Source organism: Nonomuraea maheshkhaliensis, assembly GCF_039529435.1.
GTDB lineage: Bacteria > Actinomycetota > Actinomycetes > Streptosporangiales > Streptosporangiaceae > Nonomuraea > Nonomuraea maheshkhaliensis.
This window is the reverse complement of the sequence record NZ_BAAAMU010000015.1, coordinates 110,547-133,443: the sequence shown is the minus strand read 5'-3', so window position 1 is coordinate 133,443 and position 22,897 is coordinate 110,547. Positions and strand designations below refer to the sequence as shown.

The 22,897-nt window shown below is 72.5% G+C and carries 22 protein-coding genes; 11 read left to right on the top strand and 11 right to left on the bottom strand.

What is annotated here, in order from left to right:
* Window positions 1–68 precede the first annotated feature (68 nt).
* The gene (locus ABFX54_RS13315) at window positions 69–749 is read left to right on the top strand and encodes a TetR/AcrR family transcriptional regulator (RefSeq protein ID WP_346104623.1); all 681 of its coding nucleotides are present in this window, start codon (window positions 69–71) and stop codon (window positions 747–749) included.
* A gap of 5 nt (window positions 750–754) precedes the next feature.
* On the opposite strand, the gene ABFX54_RS13310 is transcribed toward ABFX54_RS13315, so the two are convergent.
* Together ABFX54_RS13310 and ABFX54_RS13305 are read right to left on the bottom strand one after the other, a co-directional pair.
* Window positions 755–1,000 (bottom strand): type B 50S ribosomal protein L31, encoded by a 246-nt coding sequence (locus ABFX54_RS13310; protein WP_346104621.1) that lies wholly within the window; start codon window positions 998–1,000, stop codon window positions 755–757.
* A gap of 28 nt (window positions 1,001–1,028) precedes the next feature.
* Window positions 1,029–1,793, bottom strand: a complete 765-nt coding sequence (locus tag ABFX54_RS13305; protein WP_346104619.1) for an SDR family NAD(P)-dependent oxidoreductase — start codon at window positions 1,791–1,793, stop codon at window positions 1,029–1,031.
* A 167-nt stretch (window positions 1,794–1,960) separates the two neighbouring features.
* On the opposite strand from ABFX54_RS13305, the gene ABFX54_RS13300 reads away from it, so the two are divergent.
* Window positions 1,961–3,109 (top strand): MFS transporter, encoded by a 1,149-nt coding sequence (locus ABFX54_RS13300; RefSeq protein ID WP_346104617.1) that lies wholly within the window; start codon window positions 1,961–1,963, stop codon window positions 3,107–3,109.
* A 268-nt stretch (window positions 3,110–3,377) separates the two neighbouring features.
* A complete protein-coding gene (gene recQ / locus ABFX54_RS13295; RefSeq protein ID WP_346104615.1) occupies window positions 3,378–5,204 on the top strand; it encodes a DNA helicase RecQ in 1,827 nt (608 codons plus the stop codon).
* Window positions 5,205–5,998: 794 nt separating this feature from the next.
* Here the strand turns inward: recQ and ABFX54_RS13290 are convergent.
* Window positions 5,999–6,361, bottom strand: a complete 363-nt coding sequence (locus tag ABFX54_RS13290) for a DinB family protein (protein ID WP_346104613.1) — start codon at window positions 6,359–6,361, stop codon at window positions 5,999–6,001.
* 703 nt (window positions 6,362–7,064) lie between these two features.
* Between ABFX54_RS13290 and ABFX54_RS13285 the strand changes: the two genes are divergently transcribed.
* Together ABFX54_RS13285 and ABFX54_RS13280 are read left to right on the top strand one after the other, a co-directional pair.
* Window positions 7,065–8,687, top strand: coding sequence for a CocE/NonD family hydrolase (locus tag ABFX54_RS13285; RefSeq protein ID WP_346104611.1), 1,623 nt, complete (start codon window positions 7,065–7,067; stop codon window positions 8,685–8,687).
* A gap of 283 nt (window positions 8,688–8,970) precedes the next feature.
* On the top strand, window positions 8,971–9,339 hold the full coding sequence (locus ABFX54_RS13280; RefSeq protein WP_346104609.1) for a hypothetical protein: 369 nt from the start codon (window positions 8,971–8,973) through the stop codon (window positions 9,337–9,339).
* A 55-nt stretch (window positions 9,340–9,394) separates the two neighbouring features.
* On the opposite strand, the gene ABFX54_RS13275 is transcribed toward ABFX54_RS13280, so the two are convergent.
* On the bottom strand, window positions 9,395–10,204 hold the full coding sequence (locus ABFX54_RS13275; protein WP_346104608.1) for an alpha/beta hydrolase: 810 nt from the start codon (window positions 10,202–10,204) through the stop codon (window positions 9,395–9,397).
* A 132-nt stretch (window positions 10,205–10,336) separates the two neighbouring features.
* Between ABFX54_RS13275 and ABFX54_RS13270 the strand changes: the two genes are divergently transcribed.
* The 3 genes from ABFX54_RS13270 (at window position 10,337) to ABFX54_RS13260 (ending at window position 12,432) form a co-directional block, all read left to right on the top strand.
* Complete coding sequence (locus ABFX54_RS13270) at window positions 10,337–10,825, top strand: methylated-DNA--[protein]-cysteine S-methyltransferase (RefSeq protein ID WP_346104606.1); 489 nt, start codon at window positions 10,337–10,339, stop codon at window positions 10,823–10,825.
* Window positions 10,822–11,523 (top strand): 2OG-Fe(II) oxygenase, encoded by a 702-nt coding sequence (locus ABFX54_RS13265; protein WP_346104604.1) that lies wholly within the window; start codon window positions 10,822–10,824, stop codon window positions 11,521–11,523. Before ABFX54_RS13270 ends, ABFX54_RS13265 begins: the two co-directional genes overlap by 4 nt.
* Before the next feature lie 228 nt (window positions 11,524–11,751).
* Window positions 11,752–12,432, top strand: a complete 681-nt coding sequence (locus tag ABFX54_RS13260; RefSeq protein ID WP_346104602.1) for an alpha-ketoglutarate-dependent dioxygenase AlkB family protein — start codon at window positions 11,752–11,754, stop codon at window positions 12,430–12,432.
* Window positions 12,433–12,499: 67 nt separating this feature from the next.
* On the opposite strand, the gene ABFX54_RS13255 is transcribed toward ABFX54_RS13260, so the two are convergent.
* From ABFX54_RS13255 to ABFX54_RS13245, 3 genes are read right to left on the bottom strand one after another with little or no spacing between them, the layout of a single operon-like run.
* Window positions 12,500–13,192, bottom strand: coding sequence for a helix-turn-helix domain-containing protein (locus ABFX54_RS13255; RefSeq protein ID WP_346104600.1), 693 nt, complete (start codon window positions 13,190–13,192; stop codon window positions 12,500–12,502).
* A 56-nt stretch (window positions 13,193–13,248) separates the two neighbouring features.
* Window positions 13,249–14,283, bottom strand: coding sequence for an alpha/beta hydrolase (locus ABFX54_RS13250; RefSeq protein WP_346104599.1), 1,035 nt, complete (start codon window positions 14,281–14,283; stop codon window positions 13,249–13,251).
* Between the two features lie 47 nt (window positions 14,284–14,330).
* Window positions 14,331–15,590, bottom strand: a complete 1,260-nt coding sequence (locus tag ABFX54_RS13245; RefSeq protein WP_346104598.1) for an amidohydrolase family protein — start codon at window positions 15,588–15,590, stop codon at window positions 14,331–14,333.
* Between the two features lie 103 nt (window positions 15,591–15,693).
* Here ABFX54_RS13245 and ABFX54_RS13240 point away from each other — a divergent pair, with 103 nt between their 5' ends.
* Together ABFX54_RS13240 and ABFX54_RS13235 are read left to right on the top strand one after the other, a co-directional pair.
* Window positions 15,694–16,164 (top strand): SRPBCC family protein, encoded by a 471-nt coding sequence (locus ABFX54_RS13240; protein WP_346104596.1) that lies wholly within the window; start codon window positions 15,694–15,696, stop codon window positions 16,162–16,164.
* 71 nt (window positions 16,165–16,235) lie between these two features.
* The gene (locus ABFX54_RS13235; RefSeq protein WP_346104594.1) at window positions 16,236–17,174 is read left to right on the top strand and encodes an ROK family protein; all 939 of its coding nucleotides are present in this window, start codon (window positions 16,236–16,238) and stop codon (window positions 17,172–17,174) included.
* Between the two features lie 73 nt (window positions 17,175–17,247).
* Here the strand turns inward: ABFX54_RS13235 and ABFX54_RS13230 are convergent, their stop codons facing one another.
* Both ABFX54_RS13230 and ABFX54_RS13225 read right to left on the bottom strand, forming a co-directional pair.
* Window positions 17,248–20,553: an AfsR/SARP family transcriptional regulator gene (locus ABFX54_RS13230; protein WP_346104592.1), complete on the bottom strand. Its 3,306-nt coding sequence runs from the start codon at window positions 20,551–20,553 to the stop codon at window positions 17,248–17,250.
* A gap of 55 nt (window positions 20,554–20,608) precedes the next feature.
* On the bottom strand, window positions 20,609–20,959 hold the full coding sequence (locus ABFX54_RS13225; protein WP_346104591.1) for a nucleotide pyrophosphohydrolase: 351 nt from the start codon (window positions 20,957–20,959) through the stop codon (window positions 20,609–20,611).
* A gap of 68 nt (window positions 20,960–21,027) precedes the next feature.
* Here ABFX54_RS13225 and ABFX54_RS13220 point away from each other — a divergent pair, with 68 nt between their 5' ends.
* Window positions 21,028–21,516: a MarR family transcriptional regulator gene (locus ABFX54_RS13220; protein ID WP_346104590.1), complete on the top strand. Its 489-nt coding sequence runs from the start codon at window positions 21,028–21,030 to the stop codon at window positions 21,514–21,516.
* Between the two features lie 19 nt (window positions 21,517–21,535).
* On the opposite strand, the gene ABFX54_RS13215 is transcribed toward ABFX54_RS13220, so the two are convergent.
* Both ABFX54_RS13215 and ABFX54_RS13210 read right to left on the bottom strand, forming a co-directional pair.
* Window positions 21,536–21,790, bottom strand: a complete 255-nt coding sequence (locus tag ABFX54_RS13215; RefSeq protein WP_346104588.1) for a hypothetical protein — start codon at window positions 21,788–21,790, stop codon at window positions 21,536–21,538.
* A gap of 9 nt (window positions 21,791–21,799) precedes the next feature.
* Window positions 21,800–22,858 (bottom strand): LacI family DNA-binding transcriptional regulator, encoded by a 1,059-nt coding sequence (locus ABFX54_RS13210; RefSeq protein ID WP_346104586.1) that lies wholly within the window; start codon window positions 22,856–22,858, stop codon window positions 21,800–21,802.
* Between the last annotated feature and the right edge of the window lie 39 nt (window positions 22,859–22,897).

The following is a 22,897-nucleotide window of genomic DNA, read 5'->3' as shown; positions in this document are numbered from 1 at the left end:
GCCGCGTGCGGGCTCGCGTCGTGCGGCGGATGACGTCACGTGTGCTGATGAGCCCGGATAATGAGGGGATGTCAACACCGCGGCAGCGCTACCGGGAGCAGGTCAAGAGCGAGATCAAGCAGGCCGCGCTCGCCCAGATCGGCGGCGGCGGGGCGGCGGCGCTGAGCCTCAACGCGGTGGCCAAGCAGCTGGGCATGACCGGGCCCGCGCTCTACAAATACTTCGACAGCCGCGACAGCCTGCTCACTGACCTGATCCTCGACGGCTACACGGAGCTGGCGGCCACCGTACGCGCCGGGATCCGTGACGGCGGGCCGCGCGAGCGCCTGCACGGGCTCGCGCGGGCCTTCCTGACCTGGGTCACGGCCAACCCGCACGTCTTCCAGCTGCTCGCGGGCACGCCGTCGCCCGGCTACCAGGCGCCGCCGGAGAGCGTCGATCGGGCCAGGGAGGTGCTGGGGCCGTTCCTGCCGGTGTTCGGGCAGGGACGGTGCGGGCCCGCTGTGGAGCCGCTGCGGGAGGAGATGCTGGGTTGGGTGGAGCAGACTCCCGCCGTGGCCGAGTGGGTGCGGGCGTACGCGCCCGACGGCGACCCGGCCACGGCGCTGACCGGGACCATCATGGTGTGGAGCCGGCTCCAGGGCGTCCTGAGCCTGAAGGTCCAGGGACAGTTCGCCGGAATGGGACACCGGGCGACCACGCTGCTGACCGCGGAGATGGACTCACTGGCCGACACCATGGGCCTCTAGCGTCGTCAGGACTTGCCGTACCTCTGGTTGAACCGCTCGACCCGGCCGGCGGTGTCGAGGATGCGGCCACGGCCCGTGTAGAAGGGGTGGCTGGCGGACGACACGTCCACGTCGATGACCGGATACGTCTTGCCGTCCTCCCACTCGATGCTCCTGTCGCTGGTCAGGGTCGAGCGGGTGAGGAAGGCGAAGCCGACGCTCGGGTCACGGAAGACGACCGGACGGTAGGCGGGGTGCAGGTTCTTTCTCATGGCCCCTGCAACCAGGTGACAACGGTTTTCATTCCCTGGCTTCCGGATCCAGTCCGAGCACGGTGCGGCCCCCGTCCACGGGGATCGTCGCACCGTTGACGAAGGCGGCGTCGTCGGAGAGCAGGTGGGCCACGACGGAGGCCACCTCGGCCGGCGCGGCGACCCGGCCGAGCGGGTGCAGCCTGGCCAGGTCGGCCTCCACCCGCGCCGCCTCCTCGGGTGTCAGACCGGCCAGGAAATCCTGGTACCGCTCCGTCGCCACCGAACCGGGGGCCACGGCGTTCACCCGGATGCCGTGCCTGCCGTACTCGACCGCGAGCGCCCTGGTCAGCCCCTCCGTGGCGGCCTTGGCCGTGGAGTAGGGCAGGCTGCCGGGCACCGCCCTGGTGGCCTGGTGCGAGGTGACGTTGACGATGGCGCCGGGGGTGCCTGCGGCCAGGAAGTGGCGTACGGCGGTCGCGCAGCCCACCACCGCAAGGTCCAGGTTGGCCGCGATCAGCGCCCTGACCTCGGCGATCGGCGACGAGTGCACGGAGAGGTCACGGAACACGGCCGCGTTGTTGACCCAGCCCGCCAGCGTGCCCGACTCCTGCGCCAGATCGGCCGCCCAGGCCGCCACCTCCTCGTCGGCCGCGTCACCGATCACGGGGACGACCCGGGGGCCGGCCCAGGACAGGGCCTCCTTGTCGCGTTCGACGGCCACCACCGTGTGCTCGTCGCGTTGGAGCAGCCGCTCCACCACGGCCCTGCCGATCCCGCGCCCACCGCCTGTGACCACATAGGAAATGCTCATGCTTCCGACGCTATGTCGGGCAGCGCCGTTCGGGGCGGCCTCGTCCCAGGACGCCTGTCGCGGACACCGGCTTCCGACAAAGTGACATGAATCACCGAGTCCGCCGGCTCATGAACGGGAACCAAACAGAGGTGATCGCGCCCGCCGCCCGAAGCACGTCCGCACGAATGATCGGCGCACTCGCGATCACTCAGACCGCCGGTTACGGCGTCCTCTACTACGCGTACTCGGTGCTCATCCCGCCCATGTCGCGCGACCTGAACGCCGGGGTCGCCCAGCTCACCGGGGCGCTCACGTTCGCGGTGCTGGTCTCCGCCCTGGCCGCGCCGCTCGTCGGGCGCCTGCTCGACCGGCGGGGCGGGCGCGGGCTGATGACGCTCGGCTCGGTGCTGGGCGCGCTGGCCGTGCTCGCCTGGTCGCAGGTCCGTACGGTGACGCAGCTCTACCTCGCGTGCGGCCTGCTCGGGGTGGCGTCGTCGATGGTGCTGTACGAGGCGGCGTTCGCGGTGATCGTGGCCTGGTTCGACGCCGAGCGGCGGGCGCGGGCGCTGCTCGCGGTGACGGTGGTGGCCGGGTTCGCCTCCAGCATCTTCCTGCCGCTGACCGGGCTCCTCGTGGAGCTGTACGGGTGGCGGCAGGCCCTGGTCGTCCTCGCCGCCGGCTACGCGCTGACCGCCGTGCCCCTGCACGGGCTGGCCCTGCGCGGGCGGCCGGCGCCGCCCCACGCCGCGCGGCGGGAGATCGTCGTGACGGCCCTGCGCGAACGGCCGTTCTGGCTGCTCGTGGCGGCCTTCCTGACGCAGACGGGCGCGCTGGCGGTCATGGGGGTGCTGCTGGTGACCTACCTCATCACCCTGGGACACGCACCCGTGTTCGCGGCCGGCGTGGCCGGGCTGCTCGGCGTGCTGTCCGTGACCGGGCGGCTGGTGACGACCGGCCTCCAGACGCGCTGGCCGGTGGCGACGATCACGGCCGTCATGTTCGCCCTCCAGGGCCTGGCTGCGGTGCTGCTACCGCTGACCGGGCGCAGCGTGGGCGGGGCGGTCGTGGCGGTGGTGCTGTTCGGGCTGGGGTTCGGGGTGTCCACGATCGCCCGTCCCGCACTGCTGGCGGACCGGTACGGGACGGCCGCGTACGGGTCGCTGAGCGGGGCGCTGGCGCTGCCGATCACCGTCGCCAAGGCGGTGGCGCCGTTGCTGGCGGCCGGGCTGGCGCAGGTCGCGGGCTACCCGGCGGTGATGGCCGCGGTCGCGACGGCCTGCGGCCTCGGGGCCCTGTCACTGCTCCTGTACGGCAGGATGCCGGCGCGCCCTTGAGGGGCTTCGGACGGCTTCGGGTCGCGGACGGACGCAGGGGGGGGCTTGAGCGGCTTCAGGTCGCGCGCTCACCCGCCCCGGCCTACGATCGAGAGACCCACGGAACCCACGGGACCCAGGGAACCGACGGGACCCACGGGATCCACAGGACCACGGACCCACGGAAGCGACGGCGCCCACGGACCCACGAAAAATCGCGGAATCAGTCGGCCGTCTGCCGTGGGCGGAAACGACGACCCGCCCTCCCACGAACACGTAAGGTAGCCGCATGGATACCCCCACCGACGTCCTGCACCGCGTGTTCGGCTACGACGCGTTCCGTGAGGGCCAGCAGGAGATCATCGATCATGTCGTGGCGGGCGGCGACGCGCTCGTCCTCATGCCCACCGGCGGCGGCAAATCGCTCTGCTACCAGATCCCCGCGCTGGTGCGCCGGGGCGTCGGGGTGGTCATCTCACCGCTGATCGCGCTCATGCAGGACCAGGTCGACGCGCTGCGGGCACTCGGCGTGCGGGCGGGGTTCCTCAACTCGACCCAGGGCATCGACGAGCGGCAGCTCGTGGAGTCGGAGTTCCTGGCCGGCGAGCTCGACCTGCTCTACCTCGCCCCCGAGCGGCTACGTGTCGACTCCACGCTGCGGCTGCTCGGCAAGGGCGACATCTCGGTGTTCGCCATCGACGAGGCACACTGCGTGGCGCAGTGGGGGCACGACTTCCGTCCCGACTACCTGGAGCTGTCCAGGCTGCACGAGCTGTGGCCCGACGTCCCGCGCATCGCCCTCACCGCGACCGCGACCCCCGCGACGCACGCCGAGATCTCCTCCAGGCTCGGCCTCGACCAGGCCCGCCACTTCGTGGCCAGCTTCGACCGGCCCAACATCCACTATCGCATCGCGCCGAAGAGCGAGCCCAAGCGCCAGCTGCTGGAGTTCCTGCGCACGGAGCATCCCGGCGATTCGGGGATCGTCTACTGCCTGTCGCGCTCCTCGGTCGACAAGCTGGCCGAGTTCCTGGTCGACAACGGCATCGCGGCGGTGCCGTACCACGCGGGGCTCGACGCCCGGACCCGCGCCCTGCACCAGTCCCGCTTCCTGCGCGAGGAGGGGCTGATCGTGGTCGCCACGATCGCCTTCGGCATGGGCATCGACAAGCCCGACGTCCGTTTCGTCGCCCACCTCGACCTGCCCAAGTCGCTGGAGGGCTACTACCAGGAGACCGGGCGCGCGGGCCGCGACGGCCTGCCCGCGACGGCCTGGATGGCCTACGGCCTCAACGACGTGGTGCAGCACCGGCGGATGGCGATGGAGGGCGACGAGGCGCACCGCCGGCGCCAGGTGCTCCACCTCGACGCGATGCTGGCGCTGTGCGAGACCGTCACCTGCCGGCGCATCATGCTGCTCGACTACTTCGGGCAGAAGGGCTCGCAGCCGTGCGGCAACTGCGACACCTGCCAGACCCCGCCCGCCTCCTGGGACGGCACGGTGCCGGCGCAGAAGGTGCTGTCCACGGTGCTGCGGCTGGCGCGGGAGCGGCGGCAGAAGTTCGGGGTCGGGCAGGTGGTGGACATCCTGCTCGGCAAGAAGACCGCCAAGGTGCTGCAGCACGGTCACGAAACCCTCAAGGTGTTCGGAGTCGGCGACGACCTGGGCAACGCCGAATGGCACGGGGTGGTGCGCCAGTTGCTGGCCCAGGGACTGCTGGCGGTCGAGTCCGACTACGGAGCCCTGGTCCTGACCGACGACAGCGCCGCCGTACTGAGAGGCCAACGCGAGGTGATGCTGCGGCGCGAAACCCCCCGCCCGGCCCGCGCCAAGGCACCCTCCTCCGGCACCAGGTCCGCCCAAGCCGCCATCGAACTTTCAGCAGAAGCGGCCCCGATCTTCGAACGCCTACGCTCCTGGCGCGGAGCCACCGCCAAGGAACAGGGCGTGCCCGCCTACGTCATCTTCCACGACGCCACACTCCGCGAGATAGCCACCCGCATGCCGACAACCCTGACGGAGCTGAGCCAGGTGAACGGCGTCGGAGAAAACAAACTGGCGAAATACGGGGACCAGGTCCTGGCAGTCCTCCGGGACGACGAACCGGAAGAATGAGCCCTTGCTGAGCGCCCGACCAAACCCCGGTCGGCCGGGCTGAGCTCCAGCCGGCTCCGGCTGGAGCTCCAGCTGGCCTCGCTGACCCAGGCTGCGCTCCGACTAGGCCTAATGAGCCCACAAACCCTCAGCCCCCAGCCTGCGCCCAGCTGAACCCTGGGACCGCGGCTGAGCCCCGCACCCCGGACTGGCCTCGGCTGGGCTCCGGCTGGACCCCCACGAGCACCGGGACCCGGCTGAACCCCCAACTGCTCCCCGGATAAGCCGACGGCCGAGCTGCGGCTGGAACCCTCGGCTGATCAGCGGTGGCCTTGTCGGGCCTTGTTGGGCCTGGCTGCGGGGCGGGCCGATGGATGGGAGCGGCGTGGTGGTGGCGACGGCCGCACGAAGAACGGTCGTCGCCACCACGTTGGCCGGCCTGTCCGCGGCGGATCCGGCGCGTCGCCTCGCGGACCGGGCCGGACGGGTTTCCGTCCCCCTTGGCACGGTGTGGCCTGCGTGAACTTCCCATCTGTGGTGGCCGGGCGTCCGTTTCCGATCTTCTCACCGTATCGGTCGTGACGTCGCGTATTCGCTTATAGCCGTGCCGGGACCAAACGTCTGGCTTTTTCGTACAGGATGATCGTACGGCGTAGGAGCGGTTGATGTGAGGGCGGGTGGGGCCCCAGTTGTGGGTGAAGTAGTCCGTTCTGGCGGCCTAGCTGTGTACGAACCAGTCCGGGTAACGGCCTAGCTGTGTACGGACCGGCCCGGGTGAGGGGCCGGCTGCGCGCGAACCAGGCCCAGGCCGGGGGTCAGTTGTGGGCGAACCAGTCTGGGTGGCGGCCTAGGTGGGCCAGGAAGTGGTCCTGTGGTGGCGCGTGGGCGGGCACGGGCACCGCTGGGGCGAATCTGCCTGGGCGGTCCTGGTCGGTGACGAACAGCTGGGCCAGGTCGAGCAGTTCTTCGGCCAGGAGCGGTGGGATCGGGCGGTGCTCGCCGCAGGCCCTGGCCACGTCCCAGCCGTGTGCGGTGAGCTCGATGGCGCCGATCGCGGCCACCATCGGGCTGGTCAGGTGCCGGTCGCCGACGGGGACGAGGTCGCCGCCGGCCATGGCAGCCCATCGCCCGAGTACCTCCGTGGCGCCGTCCCGTACCAGGAGGGCGGGGTTACCCATCCACGGCGGCCCCCCAAGTGATGGCGGTCCGGGCGACGGTGGCCCCGGTGTCGGCGACTCAAGCGATGACGGACCTGCCGATGGCAAACCGGGCGACAATGACTCAGCTGATGGAGACCAGGATGATGGCGGCCTTGGCGACGGCGACCCCAACAACGGCGGCGGCAACGACGATCCTGGTGGCAACGACCTAAGTGACGGCGAACCGAGCGACGATGACCCAGGTGACGGCGAACCGGCCGATGGCGACCCCAGCGACGGCGGTCCGGTGGGCCGGCCGCCTGTGTCGGTGCCGGTAGGCCCGCCGGGGGGCTGCCGGGGTGGGCAGGGGTGCCCGGAGCCGGCGAGGCCCGGTGGGAGCTGGATGGGGCCGGCGGCGGCCTGGTTGAGGGTTTGCAGGGAGTCGGTCATGTGGTCCAGCAACCGCTGCAGGTTCCAGCCGGCGCACGGTGTGCTGTGGCAGAGCGCGGATGGGGTGACAGCGCGCAGGCTGCCGAGGGTGTAGTCGATGGCTCGCTCCAGCAGCGCCACGCCCGCCGCCAGCGCCCGTCCATGCTCGCTCATATCGCCTCCTCAAGGTGAAGACCCCTGGCGAGCGGAAAAGTCATCGTCTCCGTCGGAGCGCGTCCAAGACGGTGTCGGGTATGTCCACATTTGCTGCCTGGTGAACCGTACGCTTGGGGCGGGAGCGAAAGGATCTGTCATGGGCGTGCTCAGCCGACTGTTCGACCGATTCCTCGGCCTGCCCGAGGCCACGACCCCCGACATCGAGGTCGTCCGTGAGCTGCGTGTGCCGATGCCCGACGGGGTCGTCCTGCGCGCCGACCGTTACCGCCCGCGCGGGTCCGAGCCGCTGCCGGTGGTGCTGATGCGCACTCCTTACGGCAAGCACAAGCTCGACATGTCGGGCACCGCCCGCGTGCTGGCCAGGCGGGGCATGCAGGTGGTCGTGCAGGACGTCAGGGGCACGTTCAGCTCGGGCGGCCGGTTCTCGGCCTTCCACCAGGAGCGGCGGGACGGTCTCGCCACCGCCGCCTGGCTGCGCGAGCAGCCCTGGTGCGACGGGAGGCTGGCGACGGCGGGGGCGAGTTATCTCGGGTACACGCAGTGGGCGATCGGCCCCTACCTCGATCCGCCACTGGAGGCGATGTGCCTGGGGGTGACGGCCGGTGAGTTCAGGACGACGTTCTATCCCGGCGGCGTGTTCGCCCTGCACAACCTGCTGACCTGGGCGGCGCTGCTGGGCACGCAGGAGGACGCGTGGCTGAGCGGGCTGCTGCCGAACCCGCGCCGCGACAGCCGGGTGCGGCGCGCCATGGCGCACGTGCCGATCGGCCGGTCCGACGTGGCCGCCATCGGCAAGCGGGTGCCGTTCCTGCGCGAGGCCGCCGCCCACACCGAGGCGGACGACCCCTTCTGGGCCGGCACCGACCACACCGCCGCCGCCGCGATGACGACGCCGACCAGCATGGTGACCGGCTGGTGGGACCTGCTCCTGCCCGCGCAGCTCCGTGACTTCGCGGCTCTGCGCGCGGCCGGGCGGCACAGCCGGATCCTGATCGGCCCCTGGGGGCACGACCTCGGCGCGATGCGGGCGCTGCTGGCCGAGGAGGTGTCCTGGCTGTCGGCGCACCTGCTCGGGGACACCGCCCAGCTCCAGCGCTCCCCGGTACGGCTCTACCTCCAAGGCGCCGGCGCCTGGCTCGACTTCGACGAATGGCCGCCGCCACGGTCCGTACCGGCTGAGCTGCATCTGCTTGATCGGCGAGCCCTCGGTTGGGACGGGCCGGGAACCGGCGGGCCCGACGGCTTCACCTACGATCCCGCGCATCCCACGCGCTCGGCCGGCGGGCCGCTGCTCGACATGCGGGAGTCGAAGCAGCGCGACAACCGCGCCGTCGAGGCCCGTCCCGACATGCTCGTCTACACCGGCGCGCCACTCCCCCGCCGGCTCGACCTGATCGGGCCCGTCTCGGCCACCGTGCACGTACGCACCGACACCGGGCACGCCGACCTGTTCGTCCGGTTGTGCGATGTCGACCGGGACGGCGTGTCGCGCAACGTCACGGACGGCATCCTGCGACTGCCGCCCGGGAGCGAGAGCGTGGTCAGGGCCGAGGTCGAGCTGCAGCCGACCGGGTACCGGTTCCAGCCTGGACACCGGCTGCGGGTGCAGGTGGCGGGCGGGGCGTTCCCCCGGTTCGCGCGCAACCACGGGACCGGGGAGTCGGTGGGGAAGGCGGTGCGGACCCGGCCGACGCGCTTCGAGATCTTCCACGACGCCGAGCATCCGTCTTCGCTCACCCTGCCGGTGTTCGAGGGGTGATCGGTGGTACCGGCCCCGTCGGGAACCTTTTCCGCTGAGCGCGAGTAGGGGAGGTGACGGGAAGGGGTGGGTTGTGGTGGTGATGAGGGTGAGTGCGCTGCGGGTGCTGGCGGTCTGTTCGGTGGTGGTGGCGCTCGGGGGATGTGCGGGTGGTGGGGGCGGCTCGGGTGAGGTCGGTGCCAAGGTTTCCGGTACGTCCCGGGATGCCGCAGGTGCGAGCGTCACGGCGGCCCCCGAGGGGAGCCCGGCGGCAGCTCCTTCCGAGAAGGAGCCGGCTCCCGTCGTGACGGAGGGGAAGGGGTGCAACGGCACGCCGGTCTTCCTGGGTGAGGGGTTTCCCGAGGTGCGGGGGACGGCGGCGGGCGCCGAGTTGTGGGGGTTGCTGTTCGTCGGGCCGCCGCCGCTCAGCCGGGACAAAGAGATCAAGATCGTGTGGCGGATGACCGGCGATGGGCCGCTGCGGGTACGCGCCACACTCCCGGACGGGAGCACGGCCAGGCTGGCCTGGGGGCCTGAGCAGCACGGTGGATCGACCTGGAGGCGACCAGGGCAGGAGTGGGGCACCGGTTTCGTGTTCCCGAAGGCAGGCTGCTGGAAGGTCGAGCTCACCCGGACCAGCGGCTCGGGTCATGCCTGGCTGCTCGTCAAGTGACCCCGGCGACCGGGTCCATCGTCGAGTGGTGGTCAAGGCCGGCGTTCGCGCGGGGTCAGGTGGGGAGGGTGCGGTCGATGAAGGAGGTCACGTCGTCCAGCACCTCGTCCTTGTTGGTCTCGTTGAAGACCTCGTGCCTGGCCCCCGGGTAGATGCGTTCGGTGAGGTCACTGCCCCTGACGGCGTCGATGCCCGAGCGGCTGCCGGGCAGCGGGACGAGCTGGTCGTCGTCCCCGTGCACCCACAGCATGGGCAGGGCGCCGAACGTGCCGCCCTTGGCGATCGTGTCGAGCGCCGTCGCGAACGCCTCCAGCGTCGTGCGCTTGAACGGCCCGTGCCACACCAGCGGGTCCTCGGCGTACGCGGCGCCGACGGACAGGTCGCGGGAGAGGGTGGCGGGGTCGATGGGGGTGTCCGGCGGCTCCTCGTACATGAGCAGTTCGGGCACGATCGCCCACTCCCCGATCACCGGTCCGGACAGGACGAGTGCGGCCAGACCGGAGCCGTAACGCTGGGCGTATCGAGCCGCGATCATGCCGCCCATCGAGTGGCCGATCACGACGACAGGGATCCCGGGATGGTCGGCCCTGGCTCGCTCCTCGACGGTGTGCACGTCGGTGACCACGTCCTCGAAGTCCTCGATGAGCACCCGGTCGCCCTCGGACTTGCCGTGGCCCATGTGGTCGAGGCCGTAGACGGCGGCGCCGTGGCGGACGAGGCGGTCGGCCACGTACTCGTAGCGGCCGATGTGCTCGCCATAGCCGTGGACCAGGACGGCGAGGTATCGAGGCCGGTCATGGGGCCATTCGCGGACCGTGTTGCGGCCCTTGGCGCCGGTGAAGGTGTGCTCGCGCGACTCGGCCATGCTCACTCCTAGCTCGCCAATGCGGTGAGGGTACGCCGCCCGTTCGATGATCGTCCACTGCGGGAGGGAAAAGGGGTGCCGCGAGGTCCGAAAACCGCCGACCTGTGAGCGGGCGGCGGTGTTGTGACGGGTATGGACATCTACACCACGATCGACAGCCCCTTGGGCGAGATCCTGCTGGCCGGGGACGGTTCCGTGCTGACCCGCGTGTCGTTCGACGTGACCTCGGCGCGGGCGGGGTGGCGGCGGGAGCCGGGCGCGTTCGCCGAGGCGGAGCGGCAGCTCGGCGAGTACTTCGCGGGCGACCGCACCACGTTCGAGCTGCCGTTCCGCACGCGGGGCAGCGCGTTCCACGAGCGGGTGTGGGCGGCGGTGGCGGCGCTCCCGTACGGCACGACGATCAGTTACGGCGCGCTGGCCGCGCGCATCGGCGCGCCCGCCGACCGCGTCCGCGCCGTCGGGGCCGCCGTCGGCGCGAACCCGCTGCTCCTCGTGCTGCCCTGCCACCGCGTCGTCGCCGCGAGCGGCGCTCTGACCGGGTACGCGGGCGGCCTGGAACGCAAGCACGCCCTGCTCACGCTGGAAGGCGTGCTGCAGCCTCAGCTCTGGAGCGCCTCATGACGAGGGCTCTGGAGCGGGCCGACTGGGCCGGGCTGGCCGGGGAGCTGGACGCGTACGGGTGCGCGCTGACGCCGCAGGTGCTCACTCCGGAGGAATGCGGGCAGATCGCCGGGCTGTACGAGGAGGCCGGATTCTTCCGGGCCACCATCGACATGGAGCGTCATCGGTTCGGCGCCGGGCAGTACCGCTACTTCGACCATCCGCTCCCGCCGCTGGTCGAACGGTTGCGGGCGGCGTTCTATCCCCGGCTGCTGCCGATCGCCCGTGACTGGGCGGCCAGGCTGGGGCAGCCCGCGCCGTGGCCGGACGATTTCGGGGAATGGCTGGACATGTGCCACGCGGCCGGTCAGAAGCGGCCGACGCCGATCCTGCTGCGCTACCGGCGCGACGACTGGAACGCCCTGCACCGCGACCTGTACGGGGACCTGGCGTTCCCGCTGCAGGTGGTGATCGGGCTGGACCGGCCAGGCGCGGACTACACCGGGGGCGAGTTCCTGCTGGTCGAGCAGCGGCCCCGGGCGCAGTCGCGGGGCACGGTGACCCTGTTGCCGCAGGGGCACGGGCTGATCTTCACCACCCGGGACCGGCCGGTCCGGTCGTCGCGCGGCTGGTCGGCCGCGCCGGTGCGGCACGGGGTGAGCACCGTACGCTCCGGCCTGCGGCACACGCTGGGCCTCGTCTTCCACGACGCCAAGTGACGCCCGGGACGGCAGGCCCCGGGGTCGATCCGGCAGGCGATGGGCTCGGTGCGGCAGGAGATGGGTTCGGCGCAGCACGGAGTGGGATCCCGCGCGTACGTACGGCTTCGCGGCCACCGCCCGCGCGGTCGTGCTGGTCCCGCCTGGGACACTGGAGGGCATGCGCGGTGCCGACCACGACGGAAATGCCTGGCAGATCGGCCGGAACGTGATTTTTCGGGAAATCTCGTGATCCCGCTCCCCCCGCGTGAGATCGCCCCCGGGGCGGTCCACGTGCCTGGCTGGCTCACCCTCGACGAGCAGCGCCACCTCGTCCAAGCCTGCCGCGCCTGGGCCCGGGACCCCGTGCCGATCCGGCACACCGTGCTGCCGAGAGGCGGCGTCATGTCGGTCCAGACCGTCTGCCTGGGCTGGCACTGGCAGCCGTACCGGTACACCCGCCTGGCCCACGACGTGAACGGCCGGCAGGTGGCGGACTTCCCCGGGTGGCTGGCCGACCTGGGCCGCCGCGCCCTGTCCGACGCCTACGACCCCGCCGTGAGCGGCAGCGGCTCGACCACGTCCCAGCCGTACGAGCCCAGCGCGTACGAGCCCGACACCGCCCTGATCAACTTCTACGACGGCCAGGCGAAGATGGGCATGCACCAGGACAAGGACGAGAAGTCGGACGCCCCGGTGGTGTCACTGAGCATCGGCGACGCCTGCCTCTTCCGCTTCGGCAACCCCGAGACGCGCGGCCGGCCGTACACCGACGTGCGGCTCGCCTCGGGCGACCTGTTCGTCTTCGGCGGGCCGTCGCGCTTCGCCTACCACGGCGTGCCGAAGGTCTACCCGGGGACGGGCGATCCCGCCACCGGGCTGGCCTCCGGCCGGCTCAACCTGACGATGCGCGTCACCGGTCTGCGATGACGCAGCCGAAACGCGTCACCGTCCCGTATGGCCGAAGCGCGTCACTGGCCCGTATGGCCGAAGCGCGTCACTGGCCCGCGAGGACGTAGCCGAACTCGTCGTCGGCGAACTGGCGCCGCAGCTTGCGGACGATCTTGGCCCCGTCGTCCTGCGGCCCCTCCCGGTAGAAGGGCTTGCCGGAGCGGCCGAACGTGATCGTCGAGCCGCCCTCCCACTTGCCGAGCAGCTCGGAACCGAGCGTGAAGCCGTCGCCCGGCTCGAACCCGAGCGTGCGCGCGTAGTCGACGGACCCGTACACCAGCTGCCTGACCAGCTCGAACGGCACCTCCTGCCAGCCCGCGTACTCGCCGAAGAAGTATTCGCGGAAGCGGACGAGGTCGCGGTCGTTGAGCACGTCGGGGCCGATGACGTTCTTCACGCCCAGGCAGTAGACGTCGGCCAGGTAGCCGCAGACGTGCAGCCGGTCCCAGGTGTGGCGGCGGGCGACGAGCACGGAGACCGCGCCGCCGGCGCCCGAGTCGGGGGCGTCGTCGACCCAGCCGGTGCTCGGGTCGAAGCCGAGCCCCTCGCTCCAGCCCGCGTTGATCCAGCAGCCGACGACCTCGGCCTCGGCGCCGCTCTCCGCGGCGTCGGCCGTCTCGGCGGCGATGGCGCGCACCAGCGGCGCGACGACCGACGGGGACACCTTGAGCGCGCGGGCGATCTCCTTGGGAGATCGGCCCTGCCGGCGCAGCTCGCGTACCTGGTCCTTCAGTTCCATTGCGGCAGCCTAACGGTCACCGGCACCCGCCGGTGACCGCCACGGCCGAGCGGGGATCACTTGCTCAGCCGGCGCGACAACCAGGCGAGGGCCGGCGGGTAGCGGTACTCGATGCCGCCGTGCCCTGCGTCGAAGAGCTCGAAGTGGATCCGCTCCCCCGGCACGCCCGCCGCTTCCACGGCCCGGTGGAACGCCACGGCGCCGAAGTCGAGGAAGTACTCGTCGCGGCGGCCCGCGTCCACCCAGATGGCGCGCATCGAACGCAGCGCCTCGGCGTAGCGGGGCTCGCCGGCCATGACGACCGGGTCGCGTTCGAGCCAGCGCTGCCAGACCTCGGGCACGACGGCTCCCGTGTCGTCGAACGGCAGGCGGACGGTCCCGTCGGCGTCGGCCGAGTAGGCGGCCGAGTAGGCGTACATCTCCAGCAGTTCGAGGTCGCCGTCCTTGGTGCCGGCCAGGCGGCCGCGGAAGTCGGTCAGGAACGTGTCGTACGAGCCGTCGTACATGTCGCGCAGCCGGCGCGCCAGCCCGGGGAAGTGCGGCCGGGCGGAGACCTCGAACAGCGCGTCGCCCGCGTGCGTGGCCAGAGCGCCGAACACGTCGGGCGCCAGCATGGCGCTCACCATCGCCCCGTAGCCGCCGCTGGACTTGCCGGTGACGGCACGGTGGTCGCGGTCGGCGATCGTCCGGTAGTGCGCGTCCACGTACGGGACGATCTCGTCGCGCAGGTACGAGTGGTAGCGGCCGGTGGCGGGCGAGTCGAGATACTGGCTGCCGCCGAGCGAGGTCCAGGCGTCGACGTACACGACGATGGCGGGCGGCACGTCGCCGCCGGCGAACAACGCGTCGGCCAGCTCCGGGTACGGCTGGCGGAACGGCGCCCGGTTGAACCACATGGCGACGTGGCCGGTGTAGCCGAGCAGCACGTAGATCGAGGGATAGCGGCGCTCGGGGTCGTCGTCGTAGCCCGGTGGGACGTACACGACCAGGGGGCGCTCGTGCGGGTCGACCAAGGGGTTGCCCCGCAGCAGCGCGCTGTCGACGACGTGGTGATCGAGCCGTCCGGCCAGCTCGGCGGACCAGGGCAACATGAGATCTCCTTGTTCGATGGGACGCGGCCCCATGGAGGCCGGGGTGGTCAGCCGACCGACGTGGTCACGGTGTCCACGGCCGTCTGGCCGACGGAACGCCCCGAGACCAGGACGAGCGCGAGGTTGCGCAGGTCGGCGAGGCGTGCGAGCGGGTCGCCCGCGACGGCGATGAGGTCGGCCCGCTTGCCGGGGTCGAGGCTGCCGGTGAGCTCGCCCACCCCGCAGGCGTCGGCGGCCAGCACGGTGGCCAGCTCGATGATCTCCGCGTTGCCGTAACCGGCCATCGCGAACACCTCCAGGCCGCCCACGTACAGGTCGGCCGGGTTCGCCACCCCGCCGGCCGCGAACCCGCAGTCGGTGCCCGCGATCTGCCGCACCCCCGCCTCCCGCATGAAGGAGACCCCCTGCAGCCAGGCGTCCTGCATCTCCCGTCCGTACACCTTGCGGATGCGCTCGAACACGCCGTGCGCGGTGGGGCAGACGTACGTGCCGGCGGCGGCGATCAGCTCGACGAGCTTGGCGTCGTAGCGGTGGCCCGACGAGGTGAAGAACGTGCAGTGCTCGATCGTGGCGACCCCGGCCTCGACGGCGCTGCGGATCGCCGCGTGCGCGTGGGCGTGCGCGGCGACGCCCTTGCCGCGCGTGGCCGCCTCCTCGACGACGGCGCGTAACTGCTCGGTGGTGTACTGCGGCGCCCAGCTCGGCGGCGCGCCCGGCGTCATCAGGCCGCCCGAGGCCATCACCTTGAGGCAGTCGGCGCCCGCGCGCAGGTTCTCCCTGGCCACGCGGCGCACGGCGGGCTCGTCGTCGGCCTCGCCGCCCATGTACCAGCAGTGGCCGCCGGTGATGGTGATGGGCCTGGTGGCGGCCAGGATGTGCGGCCCGACGGCCAGGCCCTCCTCGATGGCGTCGCGCAGGGCCAGGTCGAGGAAGTCGCGCCCGCCGAGGTCGCGGGCCGTGGTGACGCCGGCGGAGACGAGCTTGCGGGCGTTCTCCGCCATCCGCAGCAGCAGGTGGCGCTCGCTCTCGGGGCTGCGCCTGGTCACCGGGTCGACCTGGGCGTCGAAGCCCAGGTGCACGTGGGCGTCGATCAGGCCGGGCAGCACGGTGTGCTCCGGCAGCTCGAGCACCTCGACGCCCTCGCCGACCCCATCGTCCCCGGCCGCCCCACCGCCGGCGCCGGCCCCTCGCGCGCTGCCGCGCGGCCCGACCGACACGATCCGGTCTCCGTCGATGAGGACCTCTCCGTCGGTGACCACCTCTCCCCGGCGTCCGGTGAGCACCCTTGCCGCGCGAATGATCCTCATGCCCTCCACCCTGTCACGCGCCTAAAGGTCAGGAGAAGGGGATCGTAAGCCGTACACGGCACCGTTGAGGTCATCGAGCCACAGAGCATGGAGGACCGGGACGATGAGCCAGACCGCCGAGTACGACCTCATCCGCCACTTCGACGCCCCCCGCGAGACGGTGTGGGCCGCCTGGACCGAGCCCGAGCGGTTCTCCCGCTGGTTCGGGCCGGAGACGCTGTCCACGCCGGTGGGCCGGATCACCCTGGACGCGCGGCCGGGCGGGGTCTGGCAGACGACGCTGGTGGGCGAGGAGGGGTTCGAGGTGACGATGGGCGGGGCGTACCGGGAGGTGTCGGCGCCGGCGCGGCTGGTGTTCACCACCGGCGACCCCGACAACCCCGGCGACGCGCCCGCGTCCATCGTCACGATCCGCCTGGCGGAGGTGGACGGCAGGACCGAGATGCACTTCCACCAGTACGGCGTCAACACCGACCAGGAGCACGCCGAGCAGGCGAAGGCGGGCTGGCTCGACTTCTTCGACCGCCTGGCCGCACATGTCGAACCCGCCGGGACCGCCGGGGGCCGCCTCTGAGTGGCGATCACCTCGTGGGGGACGATGTCCCGATGGACTATGTCGCGGCGATCGATGTCGGCGGAACCACCATGAAAGGCGGACTCATCGCCGGAGACGGGATGATCCTTTACTTCGAGCGCCGCCCCACCCCACGCGCCGAGGGCCCTGGCCGAGTCATCGAGGCCATCTCCACCTTCGTCACCGACCTGTCCCGCCCCCGGAACGACGCCTGGGGCGGGGGTGGGGATCTGGGTGGGGACGGGGACCACAGTGGGATCCCGGGCGCGGACCTGGGCGGGGGGCGGCTGGTTGCTGCGGGGGTGGCCGTGCCGGGGTTGGTGACGCCTACGCATGCGGTCTTCTCGGCCGCGTTCGGCTGGCGTGACGTGCCCGTCGCCGCGTTCGCCGGCCCGCTCGCCGACGGGGACCTGCCCGTCGCACTGGGCCACGACGTGCGCTCGGCCGGCGAGGCGGAGCTCACGTACGGGGGCGGCGGGCGCGACGTGCTGTACCTGCCGATCGGCACGGGGATCGCGGGCGCCGTGGTGCTGTCGGGGTCCCTGTACGGAGGCGCCGGAGGATGGGCCGGGCAGATCGGGCACATCCCGGTGTGGCCGGACGGGGCCGACTGCGGGTGCGGGCAGAAGGGGTGCCTGGCGGCGTACGCGTCGGGCTCGGCGGTGGCGGCGCGGTGCGGGGTGGGCTCGGCCGAGGAGGTGGTCCGGCTGGTCGCGTCGGGGGACGCGCGAGCCACCGCCGTGTGGGCGGAGGCGGTGGAGGCCCTGGCCGTGGCGCTGGCGACGTACACGCTGACGCTGGATCCCGCGGAGATCGTCATCGGCGGCGGGGTGTCACTCGCGGGGGACGCACTGCTGGTCCCGCTACGCGAACGGCTGGCGGCCAGGCTCACCTTCCGCCCGGCCCCCGTGCTCCGGGCCTCGCGCCTGGGCCCACAGGCCGGCCTGATGGGTGCGGGCCTGCTCGCCTGGCGTGCGGCCTCGAACACCCCCGGCCAGCACACGAGCTGAGCACCGCCGGTCCGACCGTTCGGCTGCCCGAGCGGGATGAGCAGGCCACGAACGTCCTCGGGAGGCGCAGGCGTCAGCCGAGCAGGCTCAGGGCGTCGTCGAGTTTGTAGGACGCCCCCTTCGCGTACGCCGCCGCGAACGCCGCCTCCCCCAGCTCCTCCCGTGCCCGCGCCGCGGCCCGTTCGATGTCGATCTGTTCCGGCACCCCGGCGGGCGACTGGTGCTGTCGTCTGGCCGCGTCGGCCAGGCCCAGCAGGGTCGCGGTCAGTTCGGCCGAATCGGCGGCCGCGGCCGCGCCCTCGACGGCGCTCGCCGTCGTCCGGGGGTCGCCGACCTTGCCACCCGCGACCAGCGCCTCGGTGTGCAGGTCCATGGCGGCGGGCCGGTCGCCGCGCAACTCCATCAGGTAGCCGAGTTCGAGCAGCGTGTCCGGCAGGTGCAGCGCGGGCTCCACGCCGGGGTCGCGTGACAGCGGTTCGAGCAGGTGCAGGAGGTGTTTCTCGGCCAGCTCCAGCCGGCCCGCCCGGCGGGCGGCGTAGGCCAGGCCCATCTCGGCCATGGTGGAGCCCTTGCTGTACCCCTGGGCCTCGGCCAGCTTCAGCGCCCGGCCGGACAGCTCGATGGCGCGGTCGAAGTCGCCGCTCTGCATGGCGACCCAGCCGAGCCAGGCGGTGTGCGTGGAGACCTCCGACCACAGCCCGAGGTCCTCGGCCATGCGCAGTCCCTCGCCGAACAGCTGGACGGCCCGTTCGACGTCGTTGGACATCTGGGCCAGCGAGGCGAGCCATTCGGTGGCCCGCAGCAGCCCCCACCGGTCCCCCAGCTCGGTGAACAGCCGGGCGCTCTCGCCCGCGATCCGTTCGAGCGCCTCGACGTCGCGCAGGGTGAAGGCGTCCATGGCCTGCCGGGTGAGCGCGGTGGCGATGCCCCACCGGTCGTTCAGCTCCCTGAACGTGACCAGCGCCCGCTCCGCCAGCAACTGCCCGGTCGGCATGTCCTCGACGTGCAGCCCGGCGAACAGCTCGGCCCTGGCCCGCTCCCCCGGGTCCTCGATGGCCTCGATCACGGGCTGCCAGTCGGCTCGTTCGCCCACCATGAGAGCGAACCCGACCTCCCAGCCCGCAGCCCGCGCCAGGGCCAGCGCCCCACCGTCGTCGCCGCCGCCCTGAGCGCCACCGTCCCGGCCGACCCCGTCCCGAACGCCAGCCAATGGGCCGCGTGGGATGGCCAGGGCCGTCGCCAGCGCGCGCCGGCCCTCGGCCAGCCTGCCGCGCAGGAACCAGTACCAGGCCAGCGCGTTGACCAGCCGCGCCGCCCCGCCGGCATCCCGCCGGGCCACCGCCGTGTCGAGCGCCGCCCGCATGTTGGCCGCCTCCGCGTCCAGGCGCAGCAGCCAGTCGCGCTGCTCGGGCCCATACAGGCAGGGCTCAGCGCGTACGGCCAGGTCCAGGTAGTGGCGCAGGTGCGCCAGACGTACCAGATCGAGCTCGCCGGCCTCGGACAGCCTGGCCAGGCAGTACTCCGACACCGACTCCAGCAGCCGGTACCGCATCCCGGCGGGGGCGTCCACGACCACCACCAGAGAGCGGTCGACCAGGCGGGCGAGCAGGTCCAGCACGTCGAGCCCGCTCTCACCGCCGGCCGCGCAGACGGACTCGGCGGCCTCCAGCGTGCAGCCGTCGGCGTGCACGGCCAGGCGGCGCAGGACGACGCGCTCGTCCTCGGACAGCAGGTCCCAGCTCCAGTCGATCACGGCGGTGAGCGTCTGCTGGCGGGCCGGCGCGCCGCGCTGCCCTGAGGCCAGCAGCCGGAACCTGTCGTCCAGCCGGGACACCACCCCGTGCACGCCCAGCGCCCGCACCCGGGTCGCGGCCAGCTCCAGTGCGAGCGGGATGCCGTCGAGGCGGCGGCACAGCTGCGCGACGGCCTGCGCGTTGCCCGCGTCCAGCGCGAAGCCCCTGGCGGAGGCGGCGGCCCTGGAGACGAACAGCCGTACGGCGTTGGAGCACGCCATGGCGGCCAGGTCGGCGCTGGTGGGGACGTCGAGCGGCGGCACGCTCCACAGCATCTCGCCGGAGACTGCCAGCGGCTCCCTGCTCGTGGTCAGGATGCGCAGGTCGGGGCAGGCGCGCAGGAGCAGTTCGGCCAGCTCGGCGACCTGGTCGACCACGTGCTCGCAGTTGTCGAGCAGGAGCAGCGTGCGCCGGGTCCTGAGCGCGGCGGCCAGCCGCCCGCCCAGCACCGCGCCATCCCCGCCAACGCCGGTCGCGCCCCCGAACCGGCCGCTCTCGGCCGACGACCGGCCAGTCCCGTCGGCGGCGGGTGCGCCGGGCTCCCCTCCCGGGACCGGGCCGGCCTCCTCCCTGATGTCCAGGGCCGCCATCACCGCCTCCGCCGGCGACCGGGACGCCTGGTCCAGCGCGACCAGCCAGGCCCCGTCGGCGAAGCCGTCGGCCAGCCGGTTCGCCGCCTCCAGCGCCAGCCGGGTCTTCCCGACCCCGCCGCTGCCGGTCAGCGTCACCAGCCGTTCCTCCTCGACCAGCGCGCACACCTCGGCCAGCGCCTCCTCCCGGCCGATCAGCTTGCTGACGGGGGCGGGCAGGTTGGTCACGGGACGGCCGGCGGGCACGCTCAGCGCCGGGTCCTGGCCGAGGATCGCCTGGTGCAGCGCGACCAGTTCGGGCCCGGGGTCGAGGCCCAGCTCGTCGGCCAGCCGGTCGCGCAGCTCGCCGTACGCGGCCAGCGCCTCGATCTGCCGCCCGGCCCGGTACAGAGCGCGCATGTGGACGGCGCGCAGCCGTTCCCTGAGCGGATGGCGCCCCACGAGGTCGCCGAGCTCGCCGACGAGCAGCCCGTGCTCGCCCAGCTCCAGGCGCGCCTCGGCGTGCTGCTCCAGCGCCGACAGCCGCTGCTCCTCCAGGCGGTGCACGGCCGAGCGCGTGTACTCCTCGTCGGCGAAGTCCGCGTACGCGGGCCCGCGCCACAGCGCCAGCGCGTCGGCCAGCAGCCCGGCCCTGGTGCGCGGGCTCTCGGTGCTCTCGGCCCTGGCCAGCAGCTCGGCGAAGCGTACGGCGTCGAGTGCGCCTTCGTCGGTGCGGAGCAGGTAACCGGGGGCGCGGGACACGACGAGGTTCTTGCCGCCCGCCTCGGCGTCCTCGAACGCCTTGCGCAGCTGCGAGACGCGCACCTGCAGCGCGCCCGCCGGGTTGGCCGGCGGCTCCTCTCCCCACAGGTCGTGCACGAGCCGGTCGGCGGAGACGGGGTGGCCCTCGTGGACGAGCAGGTCGACGAGGAGCGCCCGGACCTTGAGCCCGGGGACCGTCACGGCCTCCCCCGCGTCGGTCCAGACGGCCAGCGGCCCCAGCACCCCGAATTTCATGATGGTCACCTTACGGTGCATTTGTCCGCACCGCTGAGCCGTCGAAGACCCGCGGTCAGGAGGGTGGGGCCTTTCTGGCCGATCCGCGGTAGCGCTCGGCGTCGTAGCGGCGGTCGTTGTCCTCCAGCTTGGCCCGCGCCGCCTCCACCAGGTCCACCCCGAGGACGTCCGCCAGCCGTACCAGATAGAGGGTCACGTCGCCCAGCTCGGTGCGCATCCTGGCCAGCGTCTCGGGGTCGGGGCTGGCCGACTCCTCGGCCGTGAGCCACTGGAACTCCGCCACCAGCTCGCCCACCTCGCCCGCCAGCGCCATGGCGAGGTTCTTCGGCGTGTGGAACCCCTCCCACTCCCTGACGCGCGCGAACTCGCGCAGCCGCTCGGCAAGACTCTCCAGCTCCGTCGTCACGCCACCCGACCCTACCGACGTCGTCACGTCACCCGGCCCTGCCGACCTCCGCCTGTAGGGTGCTGCGCGTGAATGGGGTCGAGTCGTTCCTGCTGGGCCGGACGCTGATGAAGATCGGCGAGGAGGCGATGCCGACCGAGGGGATCGGCGAGCACTCCACGAGCGTGCGCACCGTCCTGATCGTCGTGAGCGACCTGCGCGCCCACCCCGACACCACGGTGGGCGCGATCGCCGCCCGCACGGGGCTGCCGCAGAGCGCGGTGTCGGCGGCCATCGCGCGGCTGCGCACGGCGGGCGCCCGCCTCCGCTACGAGCTCCGCGGCTCGGGGCCGTTCCTGCTGATCTCCCAGAGCGGCGAGGGCGACGCCCGACCTGGCCGGCCTGCTCGCCACCGACCACACGGTGATCACGTACGACCGGCGCGGCCTGAGCCGCAGCACCATCGACCCCGGCGAAGACGGCGCCGTCACCGTCGAGCGGCACCGGGCTCCCCGCCGCGCTCAAGGAGGTGGCGCGCGTGCTCGGCATCACCGGCGACGGCACCGAGCCCGACCTGACCCCGCAGCCCATGACGCCTCAGCGCGAGGCGAACTTCGGCTTCTTCCTCCAGAACGACTTCCGCGCCGTCATCGACGACGAGCTAGACCTGGCCGGCCGCCGGGCCCGCATCATCCCCGCGACCGGGGCCGCCACGCCGCACACCGTCTTCGACCGGCGGTGCGCGGTCGAGCTGGCCAGGCGGCTGGGCACCGTGCCGGCGGAGTTCCCCGGCGGCCACAACGGCAACACCAGCCATCCCCGCGCGTACGCCGCCCGCCTGCGCGAGCTCATCTCCACCCGTCAGGGCTCGTGGCGGGCCGTGCTGTCCCTGACGATCAGCTCCGTGGCCAGTTCGACGCGTTTCGTCTCCGGCACGTCGCCGTGCCCCATCGCCAGCACCGTCCGCGTGGCCAGGGCCGCCATCTCCTGCAGCGGCTGGCGTACGGTCGTCAGCGGCGGCCAGGCCGACTTGGCCAGCGGCAGGTCGTCAAAGCCCACCACGCTCAGATCCTCGGGAACGCGCAGCCCGCGCTGGCGGGCCGCCTCGAAGACGCCGAAGGCCATGAGGTCGCTGCCCGCGAAGATGGCGGTGGGCGGCTCGGGCAGGGAGAGCAGGGCGTGGCCCTGGTCGTGGCCGGAGTCGACGAGGAACGTGCCACGTTTGATCAGATCGGGGATGACCGGCAGGCCGGCCGTCTCCAGAGCCGCCCGATAGCCGTCTATGCGCGCCTGGCTGCAGAGCATGTCGCCCGGGCCGCTGATCATGCCGATGCGCCGGTGGCCGAGCTCCAGGAGGTGGCGGGTGGCGGCGAGGCCGCCGTTCCAGTTGGTCGCACCGACGGACACGACGCCGGGCGCGGGCTCGCCCTCGGGGTCCACCACGGCGAACGGCAGCGAACGGGCGCTGAGCTGGGCCTGGATGCCGGTCGACAGGCGTGAGGCGACGATCACCACGCCGTCGGTCCGCCTGGCCGCCAGGCGTTCGAGCCAGTCGCGGCCGGGGCCGGCGTGGGTGTGCAGGACCGAGATGACGACGCTGGCGCCGGCCTCGTGGGCGGCCATCTCCGCGCCGCGGACGATCTCCATGGCCCAGGGCGACTCGATCTCCGCGAACACCAGGTCCACCAGGCCCGCCGGGGTGTCGTCCTGGCTGATCCGGCGCTGGTAGCCGTGCTCCTGGAGCAGCCGCTCGACCCGGTGGCGGGTCGCCGGGGCGACCTCCGGGCGCCCGTTGATGACCTTGGAGACCGTCGGGATGGAGACTCCGGCCTCCTCCGCGATCAGTGCGATCGTCACCCGCCTCTTCGCTGACACAAACCGGGAGTGTATCCGAAAGTTTCGGTTTGGGATCGCTCCCATCCGAGGTGTTGACGCTTTACACAGCGTTTACTTACGATC

Excerpts from the sequence above, each read along its gene's own strand:
- ABFX54_RS13315 (WP_346104623.1), top strand. The coding sequence starts at position 69 with ATGTCAACACCGCGGCAGCGCTACCGGGAGCAGGTCAAGAGCGAGATC.
- recQ (WP_346104615.1), top strand. The coding sequence starts at position 3,378 with ATGGATACCCCCACCGACGTCCTGCACCGCGTGTTCGGCTACGACGCG.
- ABFX54_RS13270 (WP_346104606.1), top strand. The coding sequence starts at position 10,337 with ATGGACATCTACACCACGATCGACAGCCCCTTGGGCGAGATCCTGCTG.
- ABFX54_RS13255 (WP_346104600.1), bottom strand. The coding sequence starts at position 13,192 with ATGGAACTGAAGGACCAGGTACGCGAGCTGCGCCGGCAGGGCCGATCT.
- ABFX54_RS13290 (WP_346104613.1), bottom strand. The coding sequence starts at position 6,361 with ATGGGTAACCCCGCCCTCCTGGTACGGGACGGCGCCACGGAGGTACTC.
- ABFX54_RS13305 (WP_346104619.1), bottom strand. The coding sequence starts at position 1,793 with ATGAGCATTTCCTATGTGGTCACAGGCGGTGGGCGCGGGATCGGCAGG.
- ABFX54_RS13240 (WP_346104596.1), top strand. The coding sequence starts at position 15,694 with ATGAGCCAGACCGCCGAGTACGACCTCATCCGCCACTTCGACGCCCCC.
- ABFX54_RS13245 (WP_346104598.1), bottom strand. The coding sequence starts at position 15,590 with ATGAGGATCATTCGCGCGGCAAGGGTGCTCACCGGACGCCGGGGAGAG.
- ABFX54_RS13230 (WP_346104592.1), bottom strand. The coding sequence starts at position 20,553 with ATGAAATTCGGGGTGCTGGGGCCGCTGGCCGTCTGGACCGACGCGGGG.
- ABFX54_RS13275 (WP_346104608.1), bottom strand. The coding sequence starts at position 10,204 with ATGGCCGAGTCGCGCGAGCACACCTTCACCGGCGCCAAGGGCCGCAAC.
- ABFX54_RS13250 (WP_346104599.1), bottom strand. The coding sequence starts at position 14,283 with ATGTTGCCCTGGTCCGCCGAGCTGGCCGGACGGCTCGATCACCACGTC.
- ABFX54_RS13215 (WP_346104588.1), bottom strand. The coding sequence starts at position 21,790 with ATGAGCTCGCGCAGGCGGGCGGCGTACGCGCGGGGATGGCTGGTGTTG.
- ABFX54_RS13235 (WP_346104594.1), top strand. The coding sequence starts at position 16,236 with ATGAAAGGCGGACTCATCGCCGGAGACGGGATGATCCTTTACTTCGAG.
- ABFX54_RS13210 (WP_346104586.1), bottom strand. The coding sequence starts at position 22,858 with ATGGGAGCGATCCCAAACCGAAACTTTCGGATACACTCCCGGTTTGTG.
- ABFX54_RS13265 (WP_346104604.1), top strand. The coding sequence starts at position 10,822 with ATGACGAGGGCTCTGGAGCGGGCCGACTGGGCCGGGCTGGCCGGGGAG.
- ABFX54_RS13310 (WP_346104621.1), bottom strand. The coding sequence starts at position 1,000 with ATGAGAAAGAACCTGCACCCCGCCTACCGTCCGGTCGTCTTCCGTGAC.
- ABFX54_RS13300 (WP_346104617.1), top strand. The coding sequence starts at position 1,961 with ATGATCGGCGCACTCGCGATCACTCAGACCGCCGGTTACGGCGTCCTC.
- ABFX54_RS13285 (WP_346104611.1), top strand. The coding sequence starts at position 7,065 with ATGGGCGTGCTCAGCCGACTGTTCGACCGATTCCTCGGCCTGCCCGAG.